The organism is Actinomadura sp. RB99 (genome assembly GCF_014706005.1).
Taxonomy (GTDB): Bacteria; Actinomycetota; Actinomycetes; order Streptosporangiales; family Streptosporangiaceae; genus Spirillospora.
The window spans coordinates 1-20,842 of sequence record NZ_JABMCA010000044.1 but is presented as its reverse complement, the minus strand read 5'-3'; the positions used below and the strand labels follow the sequence as shown (position 1 = coordinate 20,842).

Below are 20,842 nucleotides of genomic sequence, written 5' to 3'. Positions count from 1 at the left end.
ACGGCGGGCGTTCTTTTCGGCACCCTTCGGTCGGAGGCGGAGCGTTTGATCACGTCGCTGAACGTCGATGATCAGCATCGGCTCGTCGAGGCGATCCTGCGCATCGACGGGATGAGGGTCCGGCGGGGGCGTGAGGTGCTTCTGGCGGCCCTGGAGCGCGATCTCGGGCACCGGCTCCCCTTCGAGCACCACGACCAGGACCGGCTCGACGTGTGGGCGCTGGTCGACGTCCTGCTCAACTACCCGGGCGCGGCGCACGCGCTGGTGCGGAACCTGGAGCGGTTCTACAAGGGCAGCCTTTCCGTTGCGGCGCTGCGCGACCTCGTCCGCGAGCTGATCCCGGAACCGTGGCTCGGCCAGGACGCGCGGCGGGAGCTGCACCAGCTGATCACCTCGCTGGAGCAGTTCGACCCGGGGCTGACCCATCTCAGCCGGTTCCCCATGCTGTACCGGCGGGCCGTCGGGCCCGCGTGGCCGCTGCTGGACCGGGAGATGCGCAGCCTCCACGACGTCGTCGCCCTGCTCGAGGAGATCCCGGCGGGCCGCGACGGGGTGCCGCCGCTGCTGATCTTCGCCGACGACCTGGCCCGGTACGCCGCCCAGCCGACGGCGCCCGCCATCCGCGACTGGGTGCGCCGGCAGGCGGTGTTCCAGGGCGTGGACGACGCGCTGTTCCAGCGGCAGAACGCCGAGGTCGAGACGCGGGCGCGGGCCGAGCCGTCCGAGACCTACCTGATCATCGCGTGCACGCCGGACGCGCTGGAGCCGGACCGCTACCTCGTCACGGCGTGGCTGCAGGTGGACCGCGAACCCGGCAGCACCCTGCAGTGCAGCGACGAGGCGCTGCCGCTCAGCCGGATCCCCGAGCTGCTGGAGCGGCTGCTGACGGCGGAGAGCTCGGTGGTCGGCCGGCCCACGCCCGACCTCACCGTCGAGTTCGTGCTGCCGCGCCCGCTGCTCGGCCACCCGGTCGAGGACTCCAAGATCAAGATCGCGGGGTTCGAGCACCGCATCGGGATCAAGTACCCGGTGGTCGTGCGCAGCCTCGACCGGATGCGGCTGGCCGCCGTCCACCACGACTGGCGGCGCAAGTGGACGGTGCTGCGCGGCAACTCGGTCGACACGCCCGTCTGCCTGGTCACCCGGCGCGGCGAGTACGACCAGGAGGAGCTGTTCTCCAAGCTGTCGGAGTCCCCGGCCGTCCTCGCGCTGGCGTTCCCGCCGTGGGCGGCGAGCGACGAGCCGGACGAGCACTGGGTCGGGCTGCTGTCCGGGACCCCGGTGATCGCCTGGTGCCGGGACGGCCGCGACCCGGCCCGGTTCGCCCGCGAGGTCAAGGACCTGCTGGCCGCCGACCTGATGAAGCTGCCCCGGCGGGCGATGGAGCTGCGCCGCCAGGCGCTGTCCGCCGGAGCCGAGGAGGCGGGAACGGGCCATCTCGGCCTCCACCTGACGCTGGTGTTCGACGACGCCGACCGCATTCCCGAGCCGTACGTCCGGCTCCGACCCCCCGCATAGCACCGGAAGGCCCCGCCATGACGACAGGACCGGAATCCAGCGACCCGCTCGGGGACTGGCGCATCTACCGCGGCGACGGCCTGCCGCACGATCGCGCGCGCCGGTTGCCGCCGCCCCCGCCGTGGCGCCGGTTCAGCCCGGAGGACGCGGTCCGGGGGCGTGGGCGGCGGGAGCAGCAGGCCATCTCGTACCGGCCCGACGAGTCGGTGATCGACAAGGTGAACGCGGCGGTGCTGCTGCGGCGCCCCCTGTTGGTGACGGGCAAGCCCGGGTCGGGGAAGTCGACCCTGGCCTACAACGTCGCGTACGAGCTCGGTCTCGGCTCGGTCCTGTACTGGTCGATCACCAGCAACACCACGCTGGAGTCCGGGCTGTACCACTACGACGCGATCGGCCGCCTGCACGAGGCGAGCCTGCGCGGCGTGGGCGGACGCACCGACACGGCCGATCCGCCCGACATCGGCCGGTACATCCGCCTCGGTCCGCTCGGCACCGCGCTGCTGCCCGGCGACGCCCCCCGCGTCCTGCTCATCGACGAGCTCGACAAGAGCAACATCGACCTGCCGAACGACCTGCTCAACGTGTTCGAGGAGGGCCGGTTCCCCATCCCCGAGCTGCAGCGGCTGCCCGAGGAGCAGGCCCGGATCCACGTGATGACCGAGGACGGCGGCCCGCGCGTGCCGATCGAGCACGGCGAGGTGCAGTGCGCGAGCTTCCCGATCGTGATCATCACGAGCAACGGGGAACGGGAGTTCCCGCCCGCGTTCCTGCGCCGCTGCGTCCGGCTGGTGATCGAGCCGCCCGGCCGGGACCGGCTCGCGGAGATCATCGAGGCGCATCTCGGCGCGGACGCCCGGGCGGAGAGCGAGGAGCTCATCGAGCGGTTCCTCGCGCGCCGCGCCGACGGCGCCCTCGCCACCGACCAGCTGCTGAACGCCGTCTACCTGGCGACGTCCGGCAGCCGGCCGCCGGACGGCAGGCTGGACGAGATCCTCGACGCGGTGCTCCGCCCGATCGAGATGCCCGGCGCGGGATGATCGGCCGGCTCGTCGAGGCGCTGCGGGCGCTCGACCCGCCGCCGACGGCGGAGGAGATCGCCGACGCGCTCTGGCTCGCCGCCTGGTTCCGGACGCACGAGGGCCCGGCCCACCACGTCCCGGCCGGTGCCGCCGGGCCGGACGGCGGCACCGCCGGTCCGCCGCCGTCGCGGCGTCCGAGCGAGCCGTCCACGCCGTCCCCGCCGGAGCCACCGCCGCCGCGCCCCGCGGAGGCGGGCCTGTACATGGCGGGGCAGGAGGTTCCGGCGGCGTCGTTCCCCGTCCGCATGCCCGCGGTGCCGGCCATCTCCCGGACGCTGCCGCTGGCGCGGGCGCTGCGCCCGCTGCGCGCGACCGTCCCGTCGCTGACCCGCGAGATCCTCGACGAGACCGCGACCGCGCAGCGGATCGCCGAGACCGGCGTGTGCGAGCCCGTCATGGTCCCGGCGCGGGACCGCAGGCACGACCTGGCCCTCGTCGCGGACGTCGGGCCGTCCATGGTGGTGTGGCGGCAGACGATCGAGGAACTGCGGGCGCTGCTGCAGCAGCTCGGCGCGTTCCGCGACCTGCGCACCTGGTACCTGGACACGGGCGGCGAGCGGCTGTCGCTGCGCACCGGGTCGGCGTTCGGGGTCAGCGCCGACCGCGACCCCGACGAACTCGTCGACCCGAGCCACCGGCGCGTCATCCTGGTCGTCAGCGACTGTATCGGCGCGGCGTGGCGGGACGGCCGCGCGGCCGCGCTGCTCGGCCGCTGGGGCCGGACGGGCACCGTCGCGATCGCGCAGCCGCTGCCGCAGCGGTTGTGGTGGCGGACCCCGGCGGCCATCGAGCCGGTGCGGTTCGGAGCGTCCGGACCCGCCCTGCCCAACGAGCGGCTCACCGTGACGCGTGCGCCGCTCCAGCCCTCGGACGGCCGCCCGCTCGGCGTCCCGGTCCCGGTGGTCGAGCTGAACGAGCGCTGGCTGCGCTCGTGGGCGAACATGGTCGCGCACGGCGGCCGGGACATCATGGGCGCCGCGCTGTTCACCGGCCGGCCCGTGGCCGACGCGCCGCCGCCCGACGGCGAGCCGATGTCGGCGGAGACGCGCGTCAAGCAGTTCCGGGCGTCGTCGTCGCCGGCGGCGTTCAAGCTCGCCACCTACCTGGCGGCCGCGCCGCTGCGGCTGCCCGTCATGCGCCTCGTCCAGCAGGCGATGCTCCCGTCCTCCTCGTCCTCCGTCCTCGCCGAGGTCTTCCTCAGCGGGCTGCTGCGGATGGTCGGCCGCCCGGCGGACGGCGGCGAGGAGGAGATCGCCTACGAGTTCCACGACGGCGTCCGGGAGATCCTGCTGCAGGGGATGCGCAGGCGCGAGGTCCAGCAGGTGCTGCGCGCCGTGTGGGACGTCGTCCGCGAGCGCATCGGCTCGTCGCTGGACTTCCCGGCGCTGCTCGCGGCGGTGGGCCGCGGCGAGGTGCGGCTCCCGCCCGACCTGCCGTTCGCGCAGGTGGCGGCGCAGGCGCTGGCCGGCCTCGGCGGCCAGTACCGGGAGGTGGCGCGGCAGCTGGCGACCGGTGCGGTGGCCGGTGCGGGCGGCACCGGGGGCGGGGCGGGCGACGAGGCGGCGGACGGGCTTCCGGCCGCGGGCGCGGGGCCGGAGGGCCCCGCGCCCGCGCCCGCGGTCCGCAGCGGCCTGCCCGCCCGCAACCCCGACTTCACCGGACGGGACCGGCTCCTCACCGCGGTCCGGGCGGCGCTGCAGGACGGGATGGCGGCGCTCCTGCCGGAGTCGGAGTTCGGCATGGGCGGGGAGGGGAAGTCCAACCTCGCGGTCGAGTACGCCTACCGCCACGCGGACGACTACGACCTGGTCTGGTGGATCCCGGCCGAGCAGACGACCTCGGCGCGCGCGGCCCTCGCCGTGCTGGCCCGCCAGCTCGGCATGCCGATGAGCGACGACATCAAGGACACCGTGGACGGCGTCCTGCGCGCGCTCCGCGACGGCCGCCCCTATGGCCGCTGGCTGCTCATCTACGACAACGCGCAGGATCCGGACCAGGTCGTCCGGCTGACCCCGCTCTCGGTCGACGGGGGCGGGAAAGGGCTGGGGCCCGGACGGCACGTCCTGGTGACGTCCCGCGACCGCGGCTGGGAACGGCACGCGTCGGTCGTCGACGTCGGCGTCTTCGAGCGGAGCGAGAGCATCGCGCTGCTCCGCCGCCTGGTGCCGGAGCTGTCGGAGGCCGAGGCCGACCTGCTGTCGGAACGCGTCGGGGACCTCCCGCTCGCGGTCGGCCAGGCGGCCGCGTGGCAGGCCGTCACCGGAGGCACCGTCGAGGAGTACCTCCGGCTGTTCGACCGCCGCCTGACCGAGTTCAACGGGAACGGCGGGTCCGAGGAGCTCCCCGGGCCGCTGGCGGCGGGCGTGAGCCTCAACCTCGACCTCCTCCGCGAGGAGAACCCCGTCGCGGGCCTGCTGCTGGAGCTGTGGGCCGTCTTCGACCCGGAACCGGTGCCCTGCGGGCTGCTGACCGCCGGGCGCTCGGCGGAGCTGCCCGCCGAGTTGACCGCGCTGCTCGCCGACGAGGCCCGGCTGCGCGGCGCGATGCGCGACATCTCCCGCTTCTCCCTCGCCCGCTTCGACGAGGAGGCGGGCAGCCTCCAGGTCCACCGGCTCGTCCGCGCGATCCTCGACGATCGCCTCGGCGACGACGGCCGCCGCCGCGTCCGGGCGCAGGTGCACGCGATCCTCGCCGCGGCGACGCCCGGCGCGAAGCCGGAGGAGGAGTCCACCTGGGAGATCCGCTCCGAGATCACCCCGCACGTCGTCCCCTCCGGGGTCTTCGAGGCGGACGATCCCGGGATCCGCTACGTGGGCATCGACCAGGCCAAGTTCCTCTACCAGTCGGGGGAGTACGAGGGGAGCCGGCGGCTGGCGGAGATCGCGCTGCACCGGTGGCGCGACCGGTACGGGCCCGACGACGACGACGTCCTGGACATCTCCCGTGTCCTGGCGAACGCCCTGCGCGGCCTCGGCGACAACCGGGCGGCCGCCGACCTCAGCGAGGACAACCTCGCCCGGACGCGCCGCAAGTACGGCGCCGACAACCTCCAGACCCTGTTCGCCGCGAACGGCTTCGGCGCGGACCTGCGGTTCCTCGGCGAGTTCCGCAGGGCGCACGAGATCGACCTGGACGCCTGGCGGCGCCTGCGCCGGATCCACGGGGACGCCGACACCGACACCCGGCTCGCGGCCAGCAACCTCGCCATCGACCTGCGGATCCTGGGCGAGTTCCAGCGGGCGCACGAGATCGACCGGGAGGTCTGGAGCGGCGAGGGCCAGGCCTACCGGCAGCGGTTCCGCGCCACCCACAACCTCGCGCGCGACCTGCACGCGCTGGGAAGGTACGGCGAGGCGTACCGGATCCAGGCGGAGAGCCTGGCCAATCTGCGGCCCGTCCTCGCACCGGGCCACGCGCACGTCCTGCAGGCGAAGATGAGCCACGCGGGGACGCTGCGGAAGCTCGGGCGGTCGGTGGAGGCGCACCGGCTGGCCACCGAGACGTTCGCCGCCCACGTCCGGCGGTTCGGCGAGGAGCATCCGAACACGCTCGCGAGCCGGGTCTGCCTGGCGCTCGCCACCTGCGCGATCGGGCGTCCGGAGGAGGCGCTGCCGCTCATCGACCGGGCGCTGGACGGCTACCGCCGGGTGATGGGGGACGGGCATCCCTTCGTCCAGGTCTGCGCGATCGACCGCGGCGTCGTGCTGCGGCGGCTGGCGGAGGTGTACGCGGCTCAGGAGACGGACCAGGCGGCTCTGGCGGATCTCGAGGCGGGGGTCCTCGGCCCGAACCACTACTACGCGTTCTGCGCCACGGTCGGCCTGGCCAACGACTACTACCTGCTCGGTGAGTTGGAGGCCGCGGCCCGGCTGCTGTCCGGCGTCCAGGAGAAGATGATCGGCTGCCTCGGCGAGCGGCACCCCTACTCGCTCGCCGTCGAGTTGAACCTGGCGCGCGCCCGCGCCGCCATGGGCGCGGAGGGCGACGCCACCGGTCCTGCGCTGGCCGCGCTGAGGCAGGTGCTGGGCGCGGATCATCCCGATGTGTGGGCGGCGGAGCGGGGCGAACCCCTCGAATGCGACATCGAACCCACCGCGCTGTGAGCGCCCCGCGAGCCCTGCCGCGAGCCCGCCCGGTCAGCGGCCGGGCGCGGCCGTCGCGAGGGCCAGGTCGTGCTGGACCGTGCGCCCGATGTGGCTGATCAGCGCCATCAGGTCGGGGCAGTACACCGACGGGTTCAGGTAGCCCTCGCCCTCCCGGTACCGGTGCGCGTAGGCGCCGCCGCCGCAGATGTCGCGCACCGCGCACGTCCTGCACGTCTGGGACAGGGCGGCGACGCCGATCTGGCGGGCGACGACGCCGGGGTGCGTCAGCGCGTCGTCGAAACTGTTCCCGAACACCGTGAGACCCGTCTCCGGCGCACCGGCGTACGCGGCCTTCAACGTGTCGACCTGCTGCAACGTCCCGTCGGTGTCGACGACGACCATCGCGACCGGGGACAGGCCGATGTTCTCGCTGCGGCTCTGCCCGCCGAGCAGCAGGTTGAGGATCTCCTCGAACAGCCGGACGCCCGTCTCCTTGTGCGGCGCGTGGTACCAGCGGTCGAAGATCGGGACGAGCCAGTCCGCGTAGGGGGTGCCCTGGCCGTCGGCGGGACGGCGCGGCGGCGGGGTGCTCCAGGTCCCGTGCGGAAGGAGGAAGTCGATGCGCGGCGGCCGTGTCTCGAGAAGGGCCTCGTAGGTCCGGATCGGGTCGTTGTCGAGGTCGACCGTGCAGAGCAGCCCCCGGTAGAGCCGCCGGTGCGAGGCGGCGAGCCGGTTCAGCCCGCGCATGACGTCGGCGTGGCTTCCCCGCCCGTCGGCGCGGCGCCGGTGCCGGTCGTGCCCCTCGCGGTCGCCGTCGAGGCTGACGGCCACGCCCACGTCGTTGTCGTCGAGCATGGCCAGCATCTCGTCGGTGAGCAGTACGCCGTTCGTCTGCATGGTCACTTCGAGGTCGCAGGACGCGGGCAGCGCCGCGCGGAACCGGTCCACGGCCGAGGCGATCGCCGTCCTCCCCGCGAGCAGCGGCTCGCCGCCGTGCAGGACGACCGACACGTCCGTCAGGGCGTGCTTCCGGACGTGCTCGCCCAGCCGTGCCGCCGTCTTCGCGATGACGTCCGGGGCCATGACGCGCGGGCGGGACCGCCACGTCTGGTCCGCGCCCTCGTAGACGTAGCAGTAGTCACACGCCAGGTTGCAGCGACCGTGGATCTTGAGGACGACCTCGGAGAACGGGACGGGCCGCCATCCTTCGCCGATCAGCCGCGCGACGTCGAGGCCGTTGGACGGCCATTCGGGGGACACCGCCGCGCACATGTGAGGCGATCGTCACAAGAGGCGGTTGTCGAAGCCCGCGGAGATCCGGGCGGCTTCGCGGCGCTCGGTGCCGGCGCGGCGGACGGCCTCGCCGAAGACCGTGCCCTGGGCCGCCGCGGAGCGGGCGAGGGCGGCGTCGAGGGCGGCGCGGTCGGGGCGGACCCAGGCGAAGGCAATCGCGCCATCGACGGACTGCGATGTGCTGCCATGAGTACCCGGCACGGCCGTCCCCCTCGTGTCCCGCGAAATCGGAAAGGCGTCGCTTCCTCTGTGGGCCCAAAGGCACCAGCCTAAGCCCGCGGCTCAGGCGGACGGCACCTCCGGGACGAGACGATCATAGAGCGGGGCGCCCCCGCAAGGCGGTGATCGGGGCAAGACGCGCCGGTGATTTTCCCGGTGGTCTTGCCGGTCGCGAGGGCGGTCGAGGACGCTGAGGGGGTGGAAGGGAGGGCGCGTGGGCGACGCGGCGCGGACGGGTGGGTGGCGGCCCGGGGGGTTGTCCTCGTTCCTGGTGTGCGACATCGCCGGGTTCAGTTCGGCCGAGCGGGACGATCCGGTGCGGGTGCGGGTGCGGAGGTCGATGTACGAGGGGCTCGACCGGAGCCTGGCGGACGGCGCCGGGGTGCGGCTGGACGACTGCTACCACGAGGACCGCGGCGACGGGGTGATGGTCGTCCTTCCGGCGGAGGTCGGGGCGGAGCGGCTGCTGACGACCGTGGTGGACCGGCTGCGCGCGGAGGTGCGGCACCACAACCGTGCGGCGAGCGAGGCGGCGCAGATGCGGCTGCGGGTGGCCGTCAACGTGGGGGAGGCGCGGGCGGACGAGCGCGGTGTGGTGGGGACGGAGCTGACGCACACGTTCCGGCTGCTGGACGCCGCGCCGCTGAAGGAGGCGGTGGCCGCGGCGGAGACGGCGATCGCGGTGATCGTGTCGCGGCGGGTGTACGAGGACGTGGTGCGCCACGGCCGGGGGCTCGTCGATCCGGACGACTACTACCGGGTCGAGGTGGAGGTGAAGGAGACCGAGGGCGAGGCCTGGATCATGGTGCCGGGGATGCGGCCCGGCCCGGCGGCGGGCGGCGCTCCGGCGCCGCGCGGCGGATCGGTCGCGGTGCGCGAGGACGGCCCGGGGGAGGACGACCGGATCGATGACGGCGGGGGCTTCGCGCCGCCCGCGGAGGTTCCGGTGCCGGTGCTCTTCCAGATGGTGGACGACCTGCTCGGCATCCCGCAGATGCGGAACGAGCGGGGCCGCGAGCGGCTGGTCGGGGCGCTGTCGCCGGTCATCGCGGGCGTCATCCCGCGGTCGCCGGAGGCGAAGGCGGACCTGTTCGCGATCCTGCAGACGTGCCTCGACTATCCCGGCGGCCTGCAGCAGTTCCTGCAGGCCGTCCGGGGGTTCGTGGGCGAGTCGATGGCGGTGCGGCGGCTGGAGCAGACCACCGCCCGGCTGCTGCTGCCGCCGGGCGACGGCTGATCTCAGGCCGAGGGCCTGGTGACGGTGGCCATGGCGCGGTCCGGTTCCCAGTGGGCGCGCAGGGAGGTGATGAGGCCGGACTCGTCGACGGTGTAGATGAGGACGCAGTCGATGGTCATGGTGGAGCCGTCGCCCATGGTGGTGGTGATGGTGGCGACGTTGGCGCAGCAGGGGCCGTTGGCGAACGAGTCCTTGATCTCGAAGCGGAACCCGCTGATGGTGGCGATGAACGAGTCCCAGAAGGCGGCGATGCCGTCGGCGCCGCGGTGGCCCTCGCCGGAGGGGTCGAGGAAGGACGGGCCGACGGGGTCCTCGACGAGGGCGCCGGGGGCGAACAGGGCCAGCCACTCCTCCCGGCGCCCGGCGCCGACGGCGGTCATGGAGGCGCGGGCGGCCCGGCGGGCGGGGTGGTCGGCGTCGGGGGCGTGCCAGATGAGGGCGTCCATGACCGAACTGTAACGTGTTCTCGTTTTATGGTCAGCCGGTCACCTTCGCGATCACGGTCTCGGCGAACCGCTCCAGGTTCGCGATCTTCTTGTCCAGCGGCTGGGTGTCGGGGCCCTTGGCGTAGGGCATCCGGAAGCCGACGATCACGTCGGTGACGCCCTTGTCCTCCAGCCGCTTCACGCCGTCGGGGGTGTAGGCGTCGGGGGAGATGACGTGCACCTCGAAGGGCTCGCCGGCCTTGCCCTCGGCCTCGCGGATCCGGTGCAGCCGGGCGAGCAGCTCGTCGAGGTCGTCGGGGCCGCCGCCGTGCATCCAGCCGTCGCCGCGGACGGCGGCGCGCCGCAGCGCGGGCTCGCTGTGCCCGCCGACCAGGATCGGGATCGGCTCGGCCGGCGCCGGGCACAGCTTGATCGCGGGGATGTCGAAGAACTCGCCGTGGAACTCGAAGTAGTCGCCGCCGGCGAGGCCGCGGACGATGTCGATGGCCTCGTCCATCCGCTTCCCGCGCCGCTCCCACGGCACGCCCATGACCTGGAAGTCCTCGCGCCACGGGCTGACGCCGACGCCGAGGCCGAGGCGCCCGCCGGTGAGGCAGGCGATCGAGGTGGCCTGCTTGGCGACGAGCACCGGCGGCCGGACGGGCAGCTTGAGGACGAACGGGGTGAACCGGAGGGTGCTCGTCACCGCGCCCATGGCCGCGATCAGCGTGAACGTCTCGATGAACGCCTTGTCCTCGAGGAACTCGCGGTTCCCGTCGGCGGTGTAGGGGTAGGTCGAGTCGGACTCGCGCGGGTAGGCGAGCGAGTCGGCGACCGACATGCTCGTGTAGCCGGCCGCCTCGGCGGCGCGGGCCAGCGGCAGGTAGAACGACGGGTCGGTCATCGCCTCGGCGTAGGTGAACCTCATGGCGACCGATAGTAGAACCGGTTTCAGTTCGAGGCCAGGGGTCGTCCCGGTGGCCGGGGCCGCCCGCGGCCGCGCATCACGGCTTGTGCAAGAAATCACATCCACCCCTTGCTCGCGCGTTCGGCGCGGTGGTTCGGTGGGGGGATGAGGGACAAGATCGCGATCGTGACCGGGGGCACCTCCGGGATCGGTAAGGAGATCGCTCGCGGGCTGGCGCGCGCCGGGTTCCTCGTCGGGATCGTGGCCCGCAGCGAGATGCGGGCGAAGGCGACGGTGGACGAGCTGACGCGGGACGTGCCGGGCGCGCGGATCGAGACGTTCCTCGCCGACCTGTCCGCGCAGCAGGACGTGCGGCGGGTCGCGGCGTCGCTGGAGGAGCGGTTCGACCGGCTGCACGTGCTGGTCGACAACGCGGGCGTGCACCTGATGCGGGCGAAGGAGAGCGCCGACGGGTTCGACCGGATGGTCGCCACGAACCACCTGGGCCCGTTCCTGCTGACGAACCTGCTGCTCGGTCCGCTGAAGAAGGGCGCGCCGTCGCGGATCGTGGTCGTCGCGTCCGAGGCGCACCGGTTCGCCGGCCGGCTGGAGCCCGCGCGGATGGCGGAGCCGGGCACCTACCGGGCGGCCGGGTCCCTGCGGGTGTACGGGCGGTCGAAGCTGATGAACATCCTGTTCGCGCAGGAGCTGGCTCGGCGGCTCGATGGCACCGGCGTGACGGTGAACGCGATGTGCCCGGGGTTCGTCGCGACGGGGCTCGCCCGCGACCTGCCGGGCAGCGCGCGGATCGGCGGTCTGCTGTCGCACACGCCCGTGATGCGGACGCCGGCGCAGGGCGCGCGGATGGCGCTGCGGCTCGCGCTGGACGAGGAGTTCGAGGGGCGCACCGGCGGCTTCTACAGCTCGACGCCGGGCGCGGGGCTGATCCCGGAGGCGGGCCCGCTCAAGGACGAGGTGCTCCGCCGCGCGGTGTGGGACCAGTCGGCCCGTCTCGTCGGGCTGCCGGTGCGCTGAGGCGGCACCGGCCGGGGCGCGCTTCGCCCGTCCGCTTGGGCGCTCTGTAGGAAGGCCCTAGGCTCTGAGCGTGTGAGCCACCCCCCGAATCAGCCCGCTCCGTGGAACCCGCAGCCGGGAGCGCAGCCGCCCGGAGCGCCGGCGCCGATCCCCGGTCGCCCGCAGCCGCCCGCCCCGCCGGGTCCGCCCGGCATGCCGGGCCGGCCCGCCTCGGGGGAGGGCGAGGCCAGGCCGTCGGCGGTCAAGGACCTGTTCACCGGGGTCGGCTACCTGCTGCGCGGCATCGGCTGGACGGCGCGCCACCCCGCGCAGTGGCTGTTCGGCCTGATCCCGGCGCTGATCGTGCTGGCCGCCTACGCGGCGGCGCTGGTGGCGCTGGCGTTCTACCTGGGCGACCTGGCGGGCTGGGTGACCCCGTTCGCGGACGGCTGGTCGGACGCGGCGCGGGCGGCCACGCGCGTCGTCGCCGGCATCGCGATCTACGGCGCGGCGGTGTTCCTCGCCGTGCTCACGTTCACGGCGGTCACGCTGCTGGTCGGCGACCCCTTCTACGAGGCGATCGCGGTGCGGGTCGAGGAGTCGCAGGGCGGCGCGCCGCCGGACCCGGACGTCCCGCTGATGGTGCAGATCGGGCGGGCCGTCAAGGACGCGCTGGCGCTCGGGCTCGTCGCCGTGCTCTTCGCGGTGGTGTTCTTCGCGGCCGGGTTCCTGCCGGTGGTGGGGCAGACGGTGGTGCCGGTGATCGCGGCCCTGGTGTCCGGGTACTACCTGGCGGGGGAGCTGACGTCGATCGCGCTGGAGCGCCGCGGGCTGCTGCGCAAGGAGCGGTTCGCGCGGCTCAAGGCGAACCGGTCGCTGTCCGTCGGGTTCGGCGCGGCGACGTTCGTGGTCTTCCTCATACCGCTGGGCGCGGTGTTCGCGATGCCGGGCGCCGTGGCGGGCGCGACGCTGCTGGCCAGGGAGCGGCTCGCGGACGGCCCGGGGATCACGGGCGGCCGTACCGGCGTCGCGACCCCGACCTGAGGCGATAGGAAGATGTGTCCTCAGCGTGATGACCTGCCGAACGAAATGAATGATCTTCGCGTACCGTGTTCCGCATGTCCGATCAGGGGGAGCGCGGTGTGCGCTGGACCGACATGAGCGAGAGCGACGCGGCCGGCCGGCCGCCGGCGCCCGACGCGGGGCGCGCGACCGGCCCGCAGGTGGTCTCCTCCGAGCCCAAGGTGCCGGAGGTCTTCATGCCCGCACCGCACGGCCGTACGGATTTCTCCGACGCCGGCGAGGAGCGGCCGCACGACATCTGGGGCAAGGTCGAGAGCTCGGCCGCCCCGGGAGCGCCCGAGACCGGCGCCGAGCAGGAGGCCGCGCCCGGGCACGAGCCCGCGTCCGCGCGGAAGGCCGCGTCCGAGCAGGAGACCATGTCCGAGCAGGAGGCCGCGTTCGAGCAGAAGGGCGCGTTCGAGCAGGAGACCGCGTTCGAGCAGAAGGGCGCGTACGAGCAGGAGGCCGCGGGCCGGCAGGGCCCCACCGCCTGGGAGGAGCCGGCCCACGCGGACCGGCCCGGACCCTGGGGACGGCCGGAGGCCGGGGAGCCCGCCGCATGGGCGGAGCCGGCCGCCGAGCCGGAGCGCGAGCGCGAAGCCGGGGCCGTGTACGGGAGCGGCGCGCTGCCCGACGCCGAGGACGTGCGCGTCGCGCCCGTCCCGGCGGAGGGGCAGGAGCCGCCCGGCTGGGAGGGCTCGCTGTTCGAGGACGGGCCCGGCGCGGCGTCCGAGGACGAGACGCCCGCGGTGCAGGTCGGGCTGGCGGGCCCGGCGAAGGCCGGCAAGCCGAGCAGCGGCAACTGGCAGATGCCGGACTGGATGGCCGACGAGGCGGCCGCGGACGCCAAGCTCGGCGGTTCGCCCGGGACGTCCGGCGACGTGTTCGACGAGGGCGGCGGCCGGTCCCGGCTGGTGCTGATCGGCGGCGTGGGCCTGCTGGTGGTCGCGCTCCTCGCGGCCGGCGGCGTCTACTACATGACGCACAAGACCGACGATCCGCCGGCGGACCCGGCCGTCAAGACGGGAGGGGCGGGCACCGGCGCGCAGCCCGAGGAGCCGCAGGTGACGGTCCCCGCCGACCGGCCGCTGAAGCGGTTCCCGGGCAAGCCGACCAAGGTCCTCGGCCGGCTGACGGACGCGGCGTCCGGGCTGTCGTACCCGCGCCTCGGCCCGCCGTGGCAGCTGCCGACCAAGAAGAACAAGCTGAGCACGCCGGGCTGGTCGGGGCAGCAGATCGTGGTCACCGAGCGGCACGGGCAGCGGCTCTGGTACGGCCAGCTGCTCACGGGCGCGCTGCCGCCGACGCTGCTGGGCGCCTACAAGGGGCCGGGGAGCGTCAAGAAGACGACCGCGCTCGCGGAGCAGGGCTACGAGTCGCAGTACTACGCGTTCCCGCACAAGTCGGCGCCGCTGGCGTCGCAGGCGCTGAACGTGGACGGGCACAAGGGCTGGCTGATCGCCTCGTACCTGACCTACAAGCGGGCCGGGGTGCGGGCGACCGGCGAGATCGTGGCGACCGCGGTCATCGACACGGGGCACCGGACGCCGGCGGCGGTGTTCGCGTCGCTGCCGAACACGCACCGGAAGATGTGGCCGGACCTCAACGAGTTCCTCGGCCAGCTGAAGGTCGCGGCCTGACCCCTCTTAAGTACCGAATGCCGTTCTAATAGGCTGGCTCCGATCCCCGACGGAGAGGTGCGGTCATGGCGATCGGGTTGACGGAGGAGCACGAGGCGCTGGCGGCGTCGGTGCGCGGGTTCGCCGAGCGGAACGTCCCGCCGGAGGCGGCGCGCGAGGCCGACGCCGGGTTCTGGCCCGCGCTCGCGGCGCAGGGGCTACTCGGCCTGCACCTGCCCGAGGACGCGGGCGGCCAGGGCTTCGGCCTGCTGGAGCAGGCCGTCGCGCTGGAGGAGCTCGGCCGGGCCCTCGCGCCCGGCGCGTACACCCCGACCGTCCTGGCGTCGGCGATCCTGCACGCCGCCGGGGCGGGCGGCGACCTGCTCGCCGGCCTCGCGGACGGCTCGCGCAAGGCGGCGGTCGGCCTCTCCGGCGGCCTGGCCGTCGACGGCGGCACGGTGTCCGGGACGGTGCGGCCGGTCCTGGGCGCACCGCTCGCCGACGTGTTCCTGCTGCCCGCCGGAGACCGCTGGGTGGTCGCCGGACGCGACGAGGTCGCGGTCGGCGACCTGGAGTCGCTCGACGTCACCCGCCCGGTCGGCGCGGTGACGGCCGACGGCCTGGACGTCCCGGACGACCGCTTCCTCGACGCGCCCGACGCCCGCGCCCTCGCGGTCGTCCTGCTGGGCGCCGAGGCGTGCGGCGTCGCCGGACGCGCGCTCGACGACGCCGTCTCCTACGCCAAGCTCCGCGAGCAGTTCGGGCGTCCGATCGGCCAGTTCCAGGGCGTCAAGCACAAGTGCTCGCGGATGCTCATCGCGGTGGAGCGCGCGCGGGCGGCGGTCTGGGACGCGGCGCGGTCGTTCGGCGACGCCCCCGAGCAGCGCGCCTACGCGGTCGGGGTGGCGGGGGCGCTCGCCGCCGACGCGGCCGTCCTGTGCGCCGAGGGCAACATCCAGATCCACGGCGGGATCGGTTACACCTACGAGCACGACGCGCACCTCTACTACCGGCGCGCCCTCACCCTGCGCGCGCTCCTCGGGAGGGCGAGCGGCCACCGTGCGGACGTCGCGGCGCTGGCGGTCGAGGGCGTCCGCCGCCCGATGGGCATCGAGCTGGGCGAGGACGCGGCGCCGCTGCGCGAGGAGATCCGCGGGCGCGTCGCCGAGATGGCCGCGATGGAACCGCTCGCGCAGCGCGCCGCGATGGCGGAGGGCGGCTGGGTGACGCCGCACCTGCCGAAGCCGTGGGGGCGCGACGCCGGGCCGCTGGAGCAGATCGTCATCCAGCAGGAGCTGAAGGCGGCGAAGGTCCGGCCGGTCCCGCTGATGATCGCCGCGTGGGTCGTCCCGTCGCTGGTCCAGTACGGCACGCCGGAGCAGCAGGAGCGGTTCCTGCCGCCGACGCTGCGCGGCGAGATCATCTGGTGCCAGCTGTTCTCCGAGCCGGGCGCGGGCTCCGACCTCGCCGGGCTGCGGACCCGCGCGGAGCGGGTCGAGGGCGGCTGGCGGATCAGCGGGCAGAAGATCTGGACGTCCCTGGCCCGGGACGCGCAGTGGGGCGTCTGCGTCGCCCGCACCGACCCGGACCGGCCCAAGCACGACGGCATCACCTACTTCATCGTGGACATGGCGGGCGAGGGCATCGACGTCCGGCCGCTGCGCGAGTGCACCGGCGACGCGGTGTTCAACGAGGTGTTCCTGGACGGCGTGTTCGTCCCGGACGACCGGGTCGTCGGCCCCGTCAACGAGGGCTGGCGGGTCGCCCGCAACACCCTCGCCAACGAGCGCGTCGGGCTGACCAGCTCGTTCCAGCTCGGCGGGGACGTCCCGAAGCTGCTCGCCCTCGCCGCCGAGCTGGGCCTGGACGGCGACCCGGTCGTCCGCGACGGCATCGGCCGGCTCGCCTGCGACGAGCACGCGTTCAACCTGCTCGGCCTGCGCGCGACGCTCAAGCAGCTGTCGGGCACCGACCCGGGCGCGACGGCGAACGTCCGGAAGCTGGTCGCGATGGAGCACGGGCAGCAGGTGACCGAGTTCGGGTTCACGCTCCTCGGCGAGGAGGGCGCGCTGACCGGCGGCTGGAAGGACGGCCTGCGCCCGCGCTGGACCCGCTACTTGCTGGCGTCCCGCGCGATGTCGATCGGCGGCGGCACCACCGAGGTCAACCTCAACGTGATCGGCGAGCGCATCCTCGGCCTCCCCCGCGACCCCGAGCCCGCCGCGCGGCGGGCGACTTGACCGTGCCCGTATAAAGAGAGCGCGATGGGGGAGAGACGGCGGCGGCTCGTGGCCGCGCTGACCGGGCTGGGGCTCGGGCTCGCGGCGCTCGGGCCGGGGCTCGCGCCCGGGTTCGTGCTGTCGTACGACATGGTGTTCACGCCGGATCCGGCGTTCACGCCGATGACGTTCGGGCTGACGGGGACGGTCCCGCGGCAGGTGCCGAGCGACGCGTTCGTGACGGCGCTGGCGACGGTGGTCCCCGCCGACGCCGTGCAGAAGCTGATCCTGCTCGCGATCTTCGTGATGGCGTGCATGTCGGCGGCGTCGCTGGTGCCGACGCCGCGGCTGCTGCCGCGCCTGGCGGCCGGGGTCTGCTACGCCTGGAACCCGTTCGTCGCCGAGCGGCTGCTGCTCGGCCAGTGGGCGCTGCTGCTCGGGTACGCGGCGCTGCCGTGGGTGGTCGCGTCCGCGGCCCGGACGACCGGGAAGGGCGGGACGCGGCGTCTCGCCCGCGCGCTGGTGCCCGCCGCGATCGGCGGGTTCGCCGCGCTGACCGTGTCGGGGCTGGCGGCGCTGGTCGTCGCGCTGGTGTCGGCGCGGCTGCGGGGCGCGGTGCGGGTGGCCGGGGTCGTGGCCGCCCTGAGCCTGCCGTGGCTGGTGCCGGCCGTGCTGCGCCCGGCGGGCGTGCCGGGGAACGGGACGGCCGTCGACGTCTTCGCGGCGCGGGCCGACACCCCCTTCGGTGTGCTCGGCAGCCTCCTGACGCTCGGCGGCATCTGGAACGGCGAGACGGTGCCGCGCGGCTACGGGACGCCGGTCCTGGCCGGGTTCTGGCTGGCCGTGGTGCTCGGCTCCCTCTTCGCGTACTGGCGCTGGTGCCGGGAGCCGGAGTGGCGGCGGGGCGCGGCGGTCGCGGCGGCGGCGGGGTTCGTCGTGGCGGCGCTCGGGGCGGTGGCGGCGCCGGTGCTCCGCGGCGCGGTCGGGCTGTGGTCCGGCTTCGCGGTGCTGCGCGACGGACAGCAATACGTGGCGCCGCTGGCCGTCGTGGTCGCCGTGGGGCTCGGCGTCGCCGCCGACCGGGCGATCGGCGCGCGGTACGCGATGGTGGCGGTGGGCGCCGTCGCGGCTCCGGTCCTGCTGCTGCCGACGCTGGCGTGGGGCGCGGCGGGCGACCTGCGCGCCGTCCGATACCCGGACGACTGGGCGCGCGCCCGGGGGATCATCGCCGCCGACTCCGCGCCCGGGGACGTGCTCGTGCTGCCGTGGGCGCTCTACCGCGGCTACTCCTGGAACCACGGGCGGCGCGTCCTCGATCCGCTGCCCCGCTACCTGCACCGCCGGGTCGTGGTGAACGACGCGCTGATCGTCGGCCGGACGACCATCGCCGCCGAGGACCCGCGGGCGATCGCGCTCGCCCCGGCCGCCGCGCGCCCCGACGCGGCCACGCTGCGTGACCAAGGCGTCCGGTACGTCGTCGTCGACTCGGAGGCCGGCCGCTACCGGCCCACCGGGGCCGTCTCCGTGGTGACGGGTCCTGACCTGGCCGTTTACCGGATCGACGGGGCCGCGGCGGGCCACGAGGACCGCGTTCCGGCGGCGCCGGTGATCATTGCCTGGATAGCGGCGAGTGTGGTGGTTTTCTGGTCATTCCTGGCCTCAGGCACTACTCTGGGGCTTCCGTTACTCGGGAGTATCCGTAGCCGCAGCCCCGACCGCCTCCCTCACCACAGTCGAAGGGCCCCCTGATGCGCATCGCCATCGCCGCACTCGTCGGCGTCCTCCTCGCCGCCGGAGCCTCGTTCGGCGTCGTGCAGCTCGCGAACTCCTCGCAGAAGGACCCGGTCATCAAGCCGATGTACAACTACGGCGCCCCCTGACCAGCGTGACCTGATGGGGAACCGGCGTCCCGGTCCCGCCCTGCTCGAGGTCGTCGTGCCGGCCCGCAACGAGGCCGGCCGGCTCCCCGCCGGGCTGGACCTGCTGAGCGACAGGCTCGCCGCGCTGCCGGCGCGCGCCGAGGTGATCGTGGTCGACAACGCCAGCACGGACGGGACGGCGGAGATCGTCCGATCCTGGCGGGGGCCCGTCCCGGTGCGGCTGCTGACCTGCGACCGGCCCGGCAAGGGCGCCGCGGTCCGCACCGGCCTGCTCGCCACCCGCGCCCCCTACATCGGGTTCATGGACGCCGACATGGCCACCGACCTCGCCGCGCTGGACGACGCGCTCGCCCTGCTGCGCGAGGGCCGCACCGTCGTGGTCGGGTCGCGGCGGCACGCGGCGTCCGTCGTCGAGGGGTACGCGCTGCCGGTCCGCCGGCTCGGCGCGATCACCTTCAACCGGATCGTCCGCGACCTGGTCGGCGGCATCCAGGACACCCAGTGCGGGTTCAAGTTCTTCGCCGGGCCGCTCGGCCGCGCCGCGGCGCGCGACCTGCGCACCACCGGGTTCTCCTTCGACGTCGAGCTGCTCGCGCACTGCGTGCGGCGCGGCGCGCCGGTCACCGCCATCCCGGTCGTCTGGCGCGACCGCCCCGGCTCGACGTTCTCGGTGCGCCGGCATTCGCTGCAGTGCCTCATCGACCTCGCCCGGATCCGCGCGCGCGTCGCGGGCCCGCTGATCCCCGCCCCGGCGCCGGCGCCCGAGGCCGTCCTCGGCCCGCTGCCCGCCCTGCCGGACCGGGGCCTGCCGTCGGCGTCGAGCGCCGGACAAGGATGAACGGACCCTTGCGGCTGGCGGTCGTCAACTGGCGCGATCCCTGGCACCCGGCCGCCGGCGGCGCCGAGCGGTACGCCTGGGAGATCGCCCGCCGGACGGCGGAGCGCGGCGCCCGCGTCCACTACGTGACGTCCCGGGCACCGGGGCAGCCGCGCCGCGACCGGGTCGACGGCGTCGACTTCGTCCGGCTCGGCGGCCGGTTCACCGTGTACCCGCTCGTCCTGCTGTGGCTGCTGCGGCGGCGGTTCAGGCGCGGCGGCCGCTTCGACGCCGTGATCGACTGCCAGAACGGCATCCCTTTCTTCACGCCGTGGGCGCTGCCGCGCCGCGTCCCGGTGTTCTGCGTGATCCACCACGTGCACGACGCCCAGTTCGGCGTCCACTTCCCGCCGTGGATGGCGTGGATCGGGCGGATACTCGAAGGGCCCGTGAGCCGCTGGGCGTACCGGAGGCACGCGTACGTGGTCGTGTCGCCGTCCACGCTGCGCGCGGTGCGGGAGCGCCTGGCCTGGACGGGCCCGGTGTACGTGGTGCCGAACGGCTGCGACGCGCCGCCGGACGTCCACGGCGCCGTGGCCACCGGGCATCCGCAGCTGGCGTGCGTGACGCGGCTCGTCCCGCACAAGCGGCTCGGCCTGCTCCTCGACCTGGCCCGCGGCCTCGCCGACCGGCACCCCGGGCTCCGCCTGCACATCATCGGCACGGGTCCGGAGGCGGACGCGCTCGCCGCCGGGATCGCCGAGCGCGGCCTGCAGGGCGTCGCGGTCGCCCACGGCTACGTGACCGAGCACGTCAAGGCCGCTCTCGTCGCCACCGCCGACCTGCACCTGAGCACCTCGCAGGGCGAGGGCTGGGGGCTCAGCGTCATCGAGGCCGCCGCGCTCGGCGTCCCGTCCGTCGCCTTCGACGTGGACGGGCTGCGCGACGCCGTCCGCGACCGCGTCACCGGCTGGCTCATCGGACCGGACGACGTGCCCGCCGAGGTGGTGGAACGGGCGCTCAAGGAGCTCGCCGAGCCGGGCCGCCGCGAGGAGGTCGCCGCGCGCTGCCGGGCCTGGGCGGCCGAGTTCGACTGGGCGCGGACCGCCGACCGGATGCGCGAGCTGGTCGAGGCGGCCGTGCGGGCCGGAACGTCGTCCACCGCCGATGACCGGGCACAGGTCGTGCACCGGTACGGTGACGTGCACCTGCGCGTGGTGGAGGGCCCGGTGCGGGACGAGCTGCTCGCCGGATCCGGCGAGGTCCGCGAGGTCCGCGAGGCGACCGCCGTCGAGCGGCTGCTCGGTCGGCCGCGCTCCACCGGCGAGGCCGCCCGCGGCGACCTGGAGTAGGGCCGGCCGGGCGGGGCCGAGCGGCGAAGGGCGGAGGAGAAAGGGCGAGCATGGCAGTGGGAGAGGCGAGCCCGCCGCGCGCCGGCGCGCCGCGCCCGCCCGCCCCCGGCCCGCGC

General features: G+C 74.7%; 16 protein-coding genes. 12 read left to right on the top strand and 4 right to left on the bottom strand.

Translation table 11 applies throughout. The features are described 5' to 3' along the window. Positions 1 to 45: 45 nt before the first annotated feature. The 3 genes from amrb99_RS31565 to fxsT are packed head-to-tail and all read left to right on the top strand — an operon-like array spanning position 46 to position 6,700. Positions 46 to 1,518 (top strand): hypothetical protein, encoded by a 1,473-nt coding sequence (locus amrb99_RS31565; protein ID WP_190862961.1) that lies wholly within the window; start codon positions 46 to 48, stop codon positions 1,516 to 1,518. Positions 1,519 to 1,535: 17 nt separating this feature from the next. After that, the gene (locus amrb99_RS31560; protein ID WP_190862960.1) at positions 1,536 to 2,555 is read left to right on the top strand and encodes an AAA family ATPase; all 1,020 of its coding nucleotides are present in this window, start codon (positions 1,536 to 1,538) and stop codon (positions 2,553 to 2,555) included. Further along, entirely contained in the window at positions 2,552 to 6,700 is a 4,149-nt protein-coding gene (gene fxsT / locus amrb99_RS31555) for an FxSxx-COOH system tetratricopeptide repeat protein (protein ID WP_190862958.1), read from the top strand. Before amrb99_RS31560 ends, fxsT begins: the two co-directional genes overlap by 4 nt. 33 nt (positions 6,701 to 6,733) lie before the next feature. Here the strand turns inward: fxsT and amrb99_RS31550 are convergent, their stop codons facing one another. Both amrb99_RS31550 and amrb99_RS31545 read right to left on the bottom strand, forming a co-directional pair. Beyond that, positions 6,734 to 7,954, bottom strand: coding sequence for an FxsB family cyclophane-forming radical SAM/SPASM peptide maturase (locus tag amrb99_RS31550; RefSeq protein WP_190862955.1), 1,221 nt, complete (start codon positions 7,952 to 7,954; stop codon positions 6,734 to 6,736). A gap of 12 nt (positions 7,955 to 7,966) precedes the next feature. Next, positions 7,967 to 8,176, bottom strand: a complete 210-nt coding sequence (locus amrb99_RS31545; RefSeq protein WP_190862954.1) for a hypothetical protein — start codon at positions 8,174 to 8,176, stop codon at positions 7,967 to 7,969. A gap of 232 nt (positions 8,177 to 8,408) precedes the next feature. Between amrb99_RS31545 and amrb99_RS53380 the strand changes: the two genes are divergently transcribed. Continuing rightward, positions 8,409 to 9,431, top strand: coding sequence for a hypothetical protein (locus tag amrb99_RS53380; RefSeq protein ID WP_190862951.1), 1,023 nt, complete (start codon positions 8,409 to 8,411; stop codon positions 9,429 to 9,431). Between the two features lie 2 nt (positions 9,432 to 9,433). On the opposite strand, the gene amrb99_RS31535 is transcribed toward amrb99_RS53380, so the two are convergent. Together amrb99_RS31535 and amrb99_RS31530 are read right to left on the bottom strand one after the other, a co-directional pair. After that, entirely contained in the window at positions 9,434 to 9,877 is a 444-nt protein-coding gene (locus tag amrb99_RS31535; RefSeq protein ID WP_190862949.1) for a nuclear transport factor 2 family protein, read from the bottom strand. A 31-nt stretch (positions 9,878 to 9,908) separates the two neighbouring features. Continuing rightward, positions 9,909 to 10,784, bottom strand: a complete 876-nt coding sequence (locus tag amrb99_RS31530; protein ID WP_190862947.1) for a TIGR03619 family F420-dependent LLM class oxidoreductase — start codon at positions 10,782 to 10,784, stop codon at positions 9,909 to 9,911. A gap of 144 nt (positions 10,785 to 10,928) precedes the next feature. On the opposite strand from amrb99_RS31530, the gene amrb99_RS31525 reads away from it, so the two are divergent. The 8 genes from amrb99_RS31525 (at position 10,929) to amrb99_RS31495 (ending at position 20,726) form a co-directional block, all read left to right on the top strand. Continuing rightward, positions 10,929 to 11,798, top strand: a complete 870-nt coding sequence (locus tag amrb99_RS31525) for an SDR family NAD(P)-dependent oxidoreductase (RefSeq protein ID WP_190862945.1) — start codon at positions 10,929 to 10,931, stop codon at positions 11,796 to 11,798. A gap of 192 nt (positions 11,799 to 11,990) precedes the next feature. Then, positions 11,991 to 12,821 (top strand): EI24 domain-containing protein, encoded by an 831-nt coding sequence (locus amrb99_RS31520; protein ID WP_190862943.1) that lies wholly within the window; start codon positions 11,991 to 11,993, stop codon positions 12,819 to 12,821. 74 nt (positions 12,822 to 12,895) lie between these two features. After that, entirely contained in the window at positions 12,896 to 14,479 is a 1,584-nt protein-coding gene (locus amrb99_RS31515; RefSeq protein ID WP_190862941.1) for a hypothetical protein, read from the top strand. Between the two features lie 65 nt (positions 14,480 to 14,544). Continuing rightward, complete coding sequence (locus tag amrb99_RS31510; RefSeq protein ID WP_190862938.1) at positions 14,545 to 16,698, top strand: acyl-CoA dehydrogenase; 2,154 nt, start codon at positions 14,545 to 14,547, stop codon at positions 16,696 to 16,698. Between the two features lie 24 nt (positions 16,699 to 16,722). Next, complete coding sequence (locus tag amrb99_RS31505) at positions 16,723 to 18,426, top strand: hypothetical protein (RefSeq protein WP_190862935.1); 1,704 nt, start codon at positions 16,723 to 16,725, stop codon at positions 18,424 to 18,426. Next, positions 18,426 to 18,557 carry a hypothetical protein gene (locus tag amrb99_RS52645; RefSeq protein WP_264159724.1) on the top strand — a complete coding sequence of 44 codons (132 nt, stop codon included), beginning with the start codon at positions 18,426 to 18,428 and terminating at the stop codon, positions 18,555 to 18,557. The genes amrb99_RS31505 and amrb99_RS52645 overlap by 1 nt, the downstream gene beginning before the upstream one ends. Positions 18,558 to 18,570: 13 nt before the next feature. After that, entirely contained in the window at positions 18,571 to 19,395 is an 825-nt protein-coding gene (locus amrb99_RS31500; protein WP_190862933.1) for a glycosyltransferase, read from the top strand. Continuing rightward, on the top strand, positions 19,392 to 20,726 hold the full coding sequence (locus amrb99_RS31495) for a glycosyltransferase family 4 protein (protein WP_190862931.1): 1,335 nt from the start codon (positions 19,392 to 19,394) through the stop codon (positions 20,724 to 20,726). Before amrb99_RS31500 ends, amrb99_RS31495 begins: the two co-directional genes overlap by 4 nt. The last annotated feature ends 116 nt before the right edge of the window (positions 20,727 to 20,842 follow it).

Coding starts and splice junctions, on each gene's coding strand:
- amrb99_RS31560 (WP_190862960.1), top strand. CDS start 1,536: ATGACGACAGGACCGGAATCCAGCGACCCGCTCGGGGACTGGCGCATC.
- fxsT (WP_190862958.1), top strand. CDS start 2,552: ATGATCGGCCGGCTCGTCGAGGCGCTGCGGGCGCTCGACCCGCCGCCG.
- amrb99_RS31550 (WP_190862955.1), bottom strand. CDS start 7,954: ATGTGCGCGGCGGTGTCCCCCGAATGGCCGTCCAACGGCCTCGACGTC.
- amrb99_RS31535 (WP_190862949.1), bottom strand. CDS start 9,877: ATGGACGCCCTCATCTGGCACGCCCCCGACGCCGACCACCCCGCCCGC.
- amrb99_RS31530 (WP_190862947.1), bottom strand. CDS start 10,784: ATGAGGTTCACCTACGCCGAGGCGATGACCGACCCGTCGTTCTACCTG.
- amrb99_RS31525 (WP_190862945.1), top strand. CDS start 10,929: ATGAGGGACAAGATCGCGATCGTGACCGGGGGCACCTCCGGGATCGGT.
- amrb99_RS31520 (WP_190862943.1), top strand. CDS start 11,991: ATGCCGGGCCGGCCCGCCTCGGGGGAGGGCGAGGCCAGGCCGTCGGCG.
- amrb99_RS31515 (WP_190862941.1), top strand. CDS start 12,896: ATGTCCGATCAGGGGGAGCGCGGTGTGCGCTGGACCGACATGAGCGAG.
- amrb99_RS31510 (WP_190862938.1), top strand. CDS start 14,545: ATGGCGATCGGGTTGACGGAGGAGCACGAGGCGCTGGCGGCGTCGGTG.
- amrb99_RS31505 (WP_190862935.1), top strand. CDS start 16,723: ATGGGGGAGAGACGGCGGCGGCTCGTGGCCGCGCTGACCGGGCTGGGG.
- amrb99_RS52645 (WP_264159724.1), top strand. CDS start 18,426: ATGCGCATCGCCATCGCCGCACTCGTCGGCGTCCTCCTCGCCGCCGGA.
- amrb99_RS31500 (WP_190862933.1), top strand. CDS start 18,571: ATGGGGAACCGGCGTCCCGGTCCCGCCCTGCTCGAGGTCGTCGTGCCG.
- amrb99_RS31495 (WP_190862931.1), top strand. CDS start 19,392: ATGAACGGACCCTTGCGGCTGGCGGTCGTCAACTGGCGCGATCCCTGG.